Origin of the sequence: Streptomyces sp. NPDC127190 (assembly GCF_042672505.1) — a bacterium.
Taxonomy (GTDB): Bacteria; Actinomycetota; Actinomycetes; order Streptomycetales; family Streptomycetaceae; genus Streptomyces.
Genome location: NZ_JBHXVE010000001.1, coordinates 591,086 through 598,385 on the forward strand (window position 1 = coordinate 591,086; position 7,300 = coordinate 598,385).

7 protein-coding genes are annotated in these 7,300 nt (G+C 73.2%); 2 read left to right on the plus strand and 5 right to left on the minus strand.

Features of this window, described 5'->3' with window-relative positions; genetic code table 11:
* Positions 1-114: 114 nt before the first annotated feature.
* The 4 genes from ACFVIU_RS02600 to ACFVIU_RS02615 form a co-directional block, all read right to left on the minus strand.
* The gene (locus ACFVIU_RS02600) at positions 115-870 is read right to left on the minus strand and encodes an AIM24 family protein (RefSeq protein ID WP_385840111.1); all 756 of its coding nucleotides are present in this window, start codon (positions 868-870) and stop codon (positions 115-117) included.
* A gap of 17 nt (positions 871-887) precedes the next feature.
* Entirely contained in the window at positions 888-1,568 is a 681-nt protein-coding gene (locus ACFVIU_RS02605; protein WP_385840112.1) for an AIM24 family protein, read from the minus strand.
* An 11-nt stretch (positions 1,569-1,579) separates the two neighbouring features.
* Positions 1,580-3,244: a TerD family protein gene (locus ACFVIU_RS02610; RefSeq protein WP_385840113.1), complete on the minus strand. Its 1,665-nt coding sequence runs from the start codon at positions 3,242-3,244 to the stop codon at positions 1,580-1,582.
* A gap of 137 nt (positions 3,245-3,381) precedes the next feature.
* Positions 3,382-3,999, minus strand: a complete 618-nt coding sequence (locus ACFVIU_RS02615; protein WP_385840114.1) for a M48 family metallopeptidase — start codon at positions 3,997-3,999, stop codon at positions 3,382-3,384.
* A gap of 257 nt (positions 4,000-4,256) precedes the next feature.
* On the opposite strand from ACFVIU_RS02615, the gene ACFVIU_RS02620 reads away from it, so the two are divergent.
* Both ACFVIU_RS02620 and ACFVIU_RS02625 read left to right on the plus strand, forming a co-directional pair.
* Entirely contained in the window at positions 4,257-5,495 is a 1,239-nt protein-coding gene (locus ACFVIU_RS02620; RefSeq protein ID WP_385840115.1) for a TOMM precursor leader peptide-binding protein, read from the plus strand.
* Entirely contained in the window at positions 5,488-6,912 is a 1,425-nt protein-coding gene (locus ACFVIU_RS02625; RefSeq protein ID WP_385840116.1) for an ABC1 kinase family protein, read from the plus strand. Before ACFVIU_RS02620 ends, ACFVIU_RS02625 begins: the two co-directional genes overlap by 8 nt.
* A gap of 16 nt (positions 6,913-6,928) precedes the next feature.
* Here ACFVIU_RS02625 and ACFVIU_RS02630 read toward each other — a convergent pair whose 3' ends face one another.
* Positions 6,929-7,141, minus strand: coding sequence for a hypothetical protein (locus ACFVIU_RS02630; RefSeq protein WP_385840117.1), 213 nt, complete (start codon positions 7,139-7,141; stop codon positions 6,929-6,931).
* Between the last annotated feature and the right edge of the window lie 159 nt (positions 7,142-7,300).

A 7,300-nucleotide genomic window follows, 5' to 3' on the forward strand; every position in this document is an offset into this window, starting at 1 on the left:
GATAGCAAAACCTCTACGCCGGCCCGGCCGGGCTGCCACATTTCCACAATCACTCTGCCCTCCGGCCGGCCCCACAGGCGGGCGGCCCCCCCCCCCTCACCCCTCACTCCACGGTCAGCTCCAGACGTTGCCCTGGTTCTGCGCGTGCGCCCCGTGCTGGCCCATGCCGAACTGGGCGGCGAGGCCCTGGCCGATCACCGCGTTCTGCGGCGGCAGCAGCTCGCTGGGCTGGACCAGCGCGTACCCGGTACCCATGAAGCTCAGCTCCCAGCCCTCACCGGTGTTGCCGCGGCGCCGCCACACCCCGGAGGAGTGCGTCTGGGCCTGCATCTGCACGCGCAGCCCGGTGGACCAGGCGACGATCGCGTCGGCGTCGCAGTTGACGTACCGGTCGGGTGTGACCTGCATCAGCAGCGGCGCGCCGGATGTCATCAGGGCGACCCGGCCGCGCCCGGTGATGTTCAGCTGGTACTTCCCGGAGCCGGAGATGCCGTAGAGGCTGTCGACGGCGATGACCTCGTGGTGCAGCGAGGAGTCCATGGCGAGGACGTAGGAGCTGTCCACGGTCAGCCCGTCCTGCTCGACGTCCATGATGTGCACGTGCTGGGCGAGGTTGGCGAGGTAGACGGTGCCCTGGCCGTGGCAGCGCATCAGGTCCAGGCCCTCGCCGGTGCGGGCACGCGCGCGTGCCTGCCCGTTGCTGCGGTACTCGGCGTCGAACTCGATCAGCCCCTGGTAGGCGACCATGGTGCCCTTGCGGGCCAGGATGTCGTCGTGGCCCTCCAGGGCGACCCGGAGCAGCTGCGCGTTCTGAAGGCTCCAGCGCTCCTGGGTCTGGACCTCGTTGTGCGCGAAAAGCGGACTCTGCATGGTGTTCTGGCTCCCCCTCAGCCCCGGAACCGGAGGCGGTCGGTGCTGTCCTCGCTGGGCTGGACGACGACGATGCCCTGACCGGAGAAGGCCATCTGGAAGGCCTCGCCGCTGCCCCGGCCGATCAGCGACTGCGCCTTGAAGCTGCGCTTGCCCTTCACCTTGAGGTTCGGCGACCAGGCGACGAGCGCGTCCGGGTCGACGTACGTCTCGTCCTCGCCGCCGCCGCAGTCGACGACGATGGGCGTGCCCCGGGAGGTCAGCGCGACCCAGCCCTGCCCGGAGATCTTCGTGTTCCACAGGCCCTGGCCGGCGAACTTGGCGAGCCCCTTCACCCGCTCCACGCCCCAGCTGAGGTGGGCGTCGAAGGCGAGCAGGTTGGTGGCGTTGACGGAGATGCCGTCGCCGTTGAGGTTGAGGACGACGACGTTCGCGCCGTAGTCGGCGAGGTAGAGCAGTCCGTCGCCGGAGCACTTCATCAGCGGTGCGCCCTCGCCGGTGATCCAGTCCCGGGCGATCTGGCGGACCGCCGGCGGGTTGGGCTCGTACTGGATGAAGCCTTCGTAGGCGACCATCGAGCCCACGCGCGCGAGGAGGTCGTTTCCGGTCTGCATGGCGACCTTCAGCATGTGGCTGCCGTGGTTCTCCATGCGGGCGGTGACGGGTGCGGGAGCGAAGCCCGCGAGCGGCTGGTTCATGACGGGCTCCCTCAGACCTCGTACGGCTGGACGACGATGAAGTTGCCGGGCGCGCCCCGGAACTGGAGGTTGACGCTCTCCCCGGTGTCGCCCGGGTAGGCGTTGCGGCGCATCCGGACCTGGCTGGAGACGATCACCTGGGCGGCGGCCGACCAGGCGACGACGGCGTTGCAGTCGGCGAAGGTGGTCGGCGTGACCGGCAGCACCACGGGCGTGCCGTGGGTCTTGACGACGATCGTGCCGGTGCCCTGGAACTGCATGGTGAACAGCGCGCCGCCGGGGATGCCGTGGCCCTCGATGCGCCGGACCTCGTGGTGCAGGCCCTCGTCGAAGGCGAGGACGTTCTCGGCGGAGACGCAGATGGCGTCGCCCTGGAGTTCGATGGGGTGCAGATGGGTGGCGTTCTCGGCGAGGAACACCTGGCCCTGGCCGGTGCAGCGCATCAGCTGCATCTCCTGGCCGGTGGCTCCGCCGACGATCCGGCCGGCGAACCCGGCGCCCTTGTAGCTGAAGTCGACCTTGCCCTGGTAGAGCACCATGCTGCCCTGCTTGGCGAGCACGGGCTGGCCGCCGACGCCCAGGTCGACGCGGATGAGCTTCTTGTTCTGCGGCGTCCAGCGCTGTCCGTTCGGCGTCTCCTTGAACGCCTGGAGCGCGGCCGTCACCCCGGCACCGCCCTGCGGGGCGCCCTGCGGCGCGCCGTAGGGGGCCGTGGGCTGGCCGGGGACCTGGCCGTACCCCGGCGGCATGGGCGGGGCCGGCTGGCCGCCGTACGCGGGCGGCTGCTGGCCGTAGCCCGGGGGCATCGGCGCGCCCGGCTGACCGCCGTACGAGGGCTGCTGGCCGCCGTAGGGGGGCTGCTGCGGCGGCTGGCCGTACGGCGCCGGCGCGGGGGCCGGGGGCGGGACGGTGCCGCCGGCGGGCGCGGTCAGGGGTGCGATGACGGTGGGCGCGCCGTGCACGTTGGGCGCCGGGGCGGGCGGCGGGGTGTGGCCGGGCTGCGGGGTGAAGCCCTGCGGGCCGGGCTGGAACGCCGGCGCGGGCTCGGCCGGGGCGCCGAACGCGGGGGGTGCCGTGGCCTGCGCGGGCGGGGCGAAGCCGGGCGTGGCGCCGGGCTGCGGCTGCTGCGGGGCGGCCGGGGCCTCCTCCTCCAGCACCTCGCCGCCGAAGTTCTTCAGCAGCGCCTCCAGACCGCCGTCGAAGCCCTGCCCGACCGCGGCGAACCGCCAGCCGTCCTTGAAGTAGATGTCACCGAGCATCACGGCGCGCTCGGTGGAGAACTCCGAGCCGCTGAACGCGTACCGGGCGACCTCCTCGCCGCCGGCCACGATCCGCAGATAGCCGGGGGCGATCTGGGACATCTGCCCGGCGCCGTCCAGGGTCGCCGTGAAGGACAGCTTGCGGATGTGCGAGGGGATCCGGTCGAGCGTGACCCGGAAGGACTCCGTGTCGCCCGCCTGGGCGCCCAGCAGCTGGATGGACTCCTCCGGGGTCTTCGGCTGGTTGAAGAAGACGAAGTACCGGTCGTCCGAGAGGCGCTCCTCGGCGTCCAGTCCGAAACAGCTGATGTCGAAGGTCAGCCCCGGCGCGGAGATCTGTACGCCTACGTACAGATCCGTGCCCGCCGTGAGATCACTGATCCTGGCCTTGTGGCCGCGTTGGAAGTCCCTGGCCATGCGATACGACCGTCCCCCATCCCGAGTGCGAGTGCGTCGCGCCAGGCTAACGGCAAAGACCGGCGACGGCCGTAGCCGGTACAGACCCGGTACACAACCGCGCCCGGGCACTCACACGGATCGTTCACACGTGCGGGTCAGCCGTCCCGGCCGGCCGGTCCCTCGCCGCGGGCGCCGGGCACGTGCGGGAGCCGTTCGGCGGCGACCACGCCCTCGAGGTAGCCGCGCGCCCGCTCGGTGCGCGGATAGGCCTCCAGCAGCCGCCAGAAGTCGGGGCCGTGCCCGGGGACCAGCAGATGCGCCAGCTCGTGGCAGAGCACGTAGTCGACGACGTAGTCCGGCATGCCCTGGAGCCGGTGCGAGAGCCGGATGCTGCCCTCGGCGGGGGTGCACGAGCCCCAGCGGGTGTTCTGGTTGGTGACCCAGCGCACGGACGCGGGCCGGGCGCGGCCGTCGAAGTACTGGGCGGACAGCCGCTCGGCCCGCTCGGCCAGCTCGGCGTCGCCCAGCACGCGCCGGCTCTCCTGTGCGGCGAGCTTGTCGAGCATGACAGTCACCCAGCGCTGCTCCTCCGCCTTGGACATCCGGGCGGGGATCAGCACGACGGTGCGATCGCCCTCGCGGTACGCGGAGACCGTCCGGCGGCGCCGGGCGCTCCTGCGGACCTCGATCGCGCTCGCCCCCGAGCCGCCGGGCGGCTGGCTCGTCGTGCTGCGCTGTGGCTTTCCGGCGCGGTGCAGTGGGTCGGCGGGCACGCCCCGACGTTACCCGCTGGCAGGGGCGAAGTCCCGGCTCCGGGGTGGTTGCGTGGGGGTTCTTACGGCGGGATCGTTCCGGCGGGATCCCTGTGCCGGATCGACGCCGGATCGCTTTGTACGACGAATCACCCCGCCTGTGGATAACTCGGCGCATCCGGTGCCGGAGGCCGGGCATGCTGGGTGGCGTCGGCGGGACATGACCGCTCCCGTCGGCGGACGGGGACGTCGGTCGTCCTGGATCACGGGGGGCTGTCATGCATCCGATGGTGAAACCCGCGCTGCGGCGCGGCTGGCGCGATCTGAACACCGTGCAGTTCGGGATGACCCCGGCGCACGCCCTGACGCTGGGGCCCATGGATCCGGCGACGGGCAGCTTCCTGGAGCTGCTCGACGGCACCCGGGGGCTGCCGCTGCTGCGGGCGGAGGGCCGGCGGATAGCGCTGTCGGAGCGCCATGTGGACGCGCTCGTGGACGGGCTGGCCCGTGCCGGGCTCGTCGACGACGCCCGCGGCGGCGGACCGGCCGCGGATGCGCTGCGGGAGCGGAAGGACGTCCTCCAGCGGCTGCGCCCCGATCTCGCCTCGCTCTCCCTGACCACGCGGGAACCGGGGGGCGCGCTGGCCCGGCTCGCCGCGCGGCGCGCGCTGCGGGTGCAGGTGCGGGGCGCCGGGCGGGTGGGCGCGGTGCTGGCCTCGGCGCTGGCGGCCGTCGGGGTCGGTGAGGTGGAGGTGCGGGACGTGGGCCGCGTGGAGCCGTGGGACGTGGCACCGGGCGGGCTGTCCGCCGAGTCGCTGCGCGAGCGCCGGGACACCGCCGCGCGGGCCGCGGTCCGCCGGGCGGCCGTGGACCGCCCGCCGCGGCATGCCCACTCCCCCGGCTCCGGCGCCGGGGAGCCCGGGTTCTCCCTGGTGATCCTCGCGCCCCGGGACGACGTGGCCGTGCATGCGCCCGACCCGGTCACCGCCGAGCCGCTGATGGCCGCGGGCATCCCGCATCTGTATGCCGGGGTGGTGGAGGGCACCGGCGTCGTGGGTCCGCTGGTGCTGCCCGGTGAGTCGAGCTGCGCCCGCTGTCTGCACGAGGGCCGCACGGACCGGGACCCGGCCTGGCCCCGGCTGATCGCCCAGTGGCGCTCGGGGCGGGCCCGCCAGGTCGGGGCCTGTGATGTGACGCTGGCCACGACCGTCGCCGGCCTGGCCGCGGCGCACGCCCTGGCCTTCCTGGACGGGGCGTCCCCGTCCAGCACCGGAACCCGCTGGGAGGTGTCCCTGCCCGGCCTGACCTGGCGCGCGCGCCCGGTCGCGCCGCACCCGGCATGCGGCTGCGGCGCGGCGGAGAAAGGCGAGGCGGCAAAGGGTGAGAAAGGTAAAAGGGAGCACTCCTCAACCAACGGGGAAGCGCGCGCGACAATGGCGGTGCAACGGCCGGTGACGGAGCGCGGACGTGACGCGGGCGCGGCACGGCCGACTGGGACTTGGAGGGCGCATGTCTGATCTTCCCCGGAAGGCGGTCACCCGGACCGCCAAGCTCGCCGCGCTCCCGCTCGGCATCGCCGGCCGGGCGACCTGGGGGCTGGGCAAGCGCATCGTGGGCGAGTCCGCGGAGATCGTCGGCCGGGAGCTGCAACAGCGGACGGCGGAGCAGCTCTTCAAGGTGCTCGGCGAGCTGAAGGGCGGCGCGATGAAGTTCGGGCAGGCGCTGTCCGTCTTCGAGTCCGCGCTGCCCGAGGAGGTCGCCGGTCCCTACCGTGCGGCGCTGACCAAGCTCCAGGAGGCGGCGCCGCCGATGCCGACCCGCACGGTGCACGCCGTGCTGGCGGAGCGGCTGGGAGCGGACTGGCGCGACCTCTTCGAGGAGTTCGACGAGAAGCCGGCGGCCGCGGCCTCCATCGGCCAGGTGCACCGGGCGGTGTGGCACGACGGCCGTGCGGTGGCGGTCAAGGTGCAGTATCCGGGCGCCGGTGAGGCACTCCTGTCCGATCTGAGCCAACTGAGCCGCTTCGCCCGGCTGTTGGGGCCGCTCATCCCGGGCATGGACATCAAGCCGCTGATCGCGGAGCTGAAGGACCGGGTTGCCGAGGAGCTGGACTACGGGCTTGAGGCGCAGGCGCAGGCGGCGCACGCGGAGGAGTTCGCGGACGACCCGGACGTGGTGGTCCCCGCGGTGGTGCACCAGTGCGAGCAGGTGCTGGTCACCGAGTGGATCGACGGTGTCCCGCTGTCCGAGGTGATCGCGGGCGGTACCGAGGAGCAGCGGGACCGGGCCGGTCAGCTGCTGGCCCGCTTCCTGTTCTCGGGTCCCGCCCGCACCGGGCTGCTGCACGCCGATCCGCATCCCGGCAATTTCCGGCTGCTGCCCGGCGGTCCGGCCGGCACGCAGGACTGGCGCCTCGGTGTGCTGGACTTCGGCACGGTCGACCGTCTCCCCGGCGGGCTGCCCGCGCCGATCGGCGTCTCCCTGCGGATGAGCCTGGACGGGGACGCCAACACGGTCTACGAACTGCTGTGCGAGGAGGGCTTCGTCAAGGAGTCCATCGAACTGGACCCGGACGCGGTCCTGGACTACCTGCTGCCCATCATCGAGCCGGCCCAGGTGGAGCAGTTCACCTTCACCCGGTCCTGGATGCGCAGCCAGGCGGCCCGCATCGCGGACCCGCGCTCACCCGCCTACCAGCTCGGCAAGCAGCTCAATCTGCCGCCCGCCTACCTGCTGATACACCGGGTGACACTGAGCACCATCGGTGTCCTGTGCCAGCTGGGGGCGACGGTCCGGCTCCGGGAGGAACTGGAGGAGTGGCTGCCGGGCTTCGTACCGGCGCACGAGCCGAGCGAGGCCGAGCTGTCCCGCCGGCTGCCCGAGGAGGAGCAGGCACCCGAGCTGCCCGAGGAGGAGCAGGCGGCGGAGGCCTGAGCCGTCGCACCGGCTGTCACCACCAGGCCGAGTCCAGCCGCCCCTCGATGGCCCGCAGGTTCTCCCGGGAGCAGCTGTCGCAGAAGAACCGGCGGACGCCGCTCTCCACGGAACAGGTCCAGGTGACCGGCGGAGGGCCGGCCGCGGAGGTGCCGCAGCGGGCGCACACCACGGGCGCCCGGGGCTCCTCGGTGGAGCCGCCCTGATCACTGCCGGGAAGACTCGTCACCCGGCGACGATATCGCCGCGCCCGGGTGTTCGCGCGCACAACGCACCGCGGGGGGCGGGGCGGTGGGCCGGGCCCGCCCCCCCGGGGGGGCGGCCCCCCCCCGGGGCGGGGGGCGCCGGTTGAGGGGTGGGGATTAAAGCAATAACGCCCAGGCCCCCG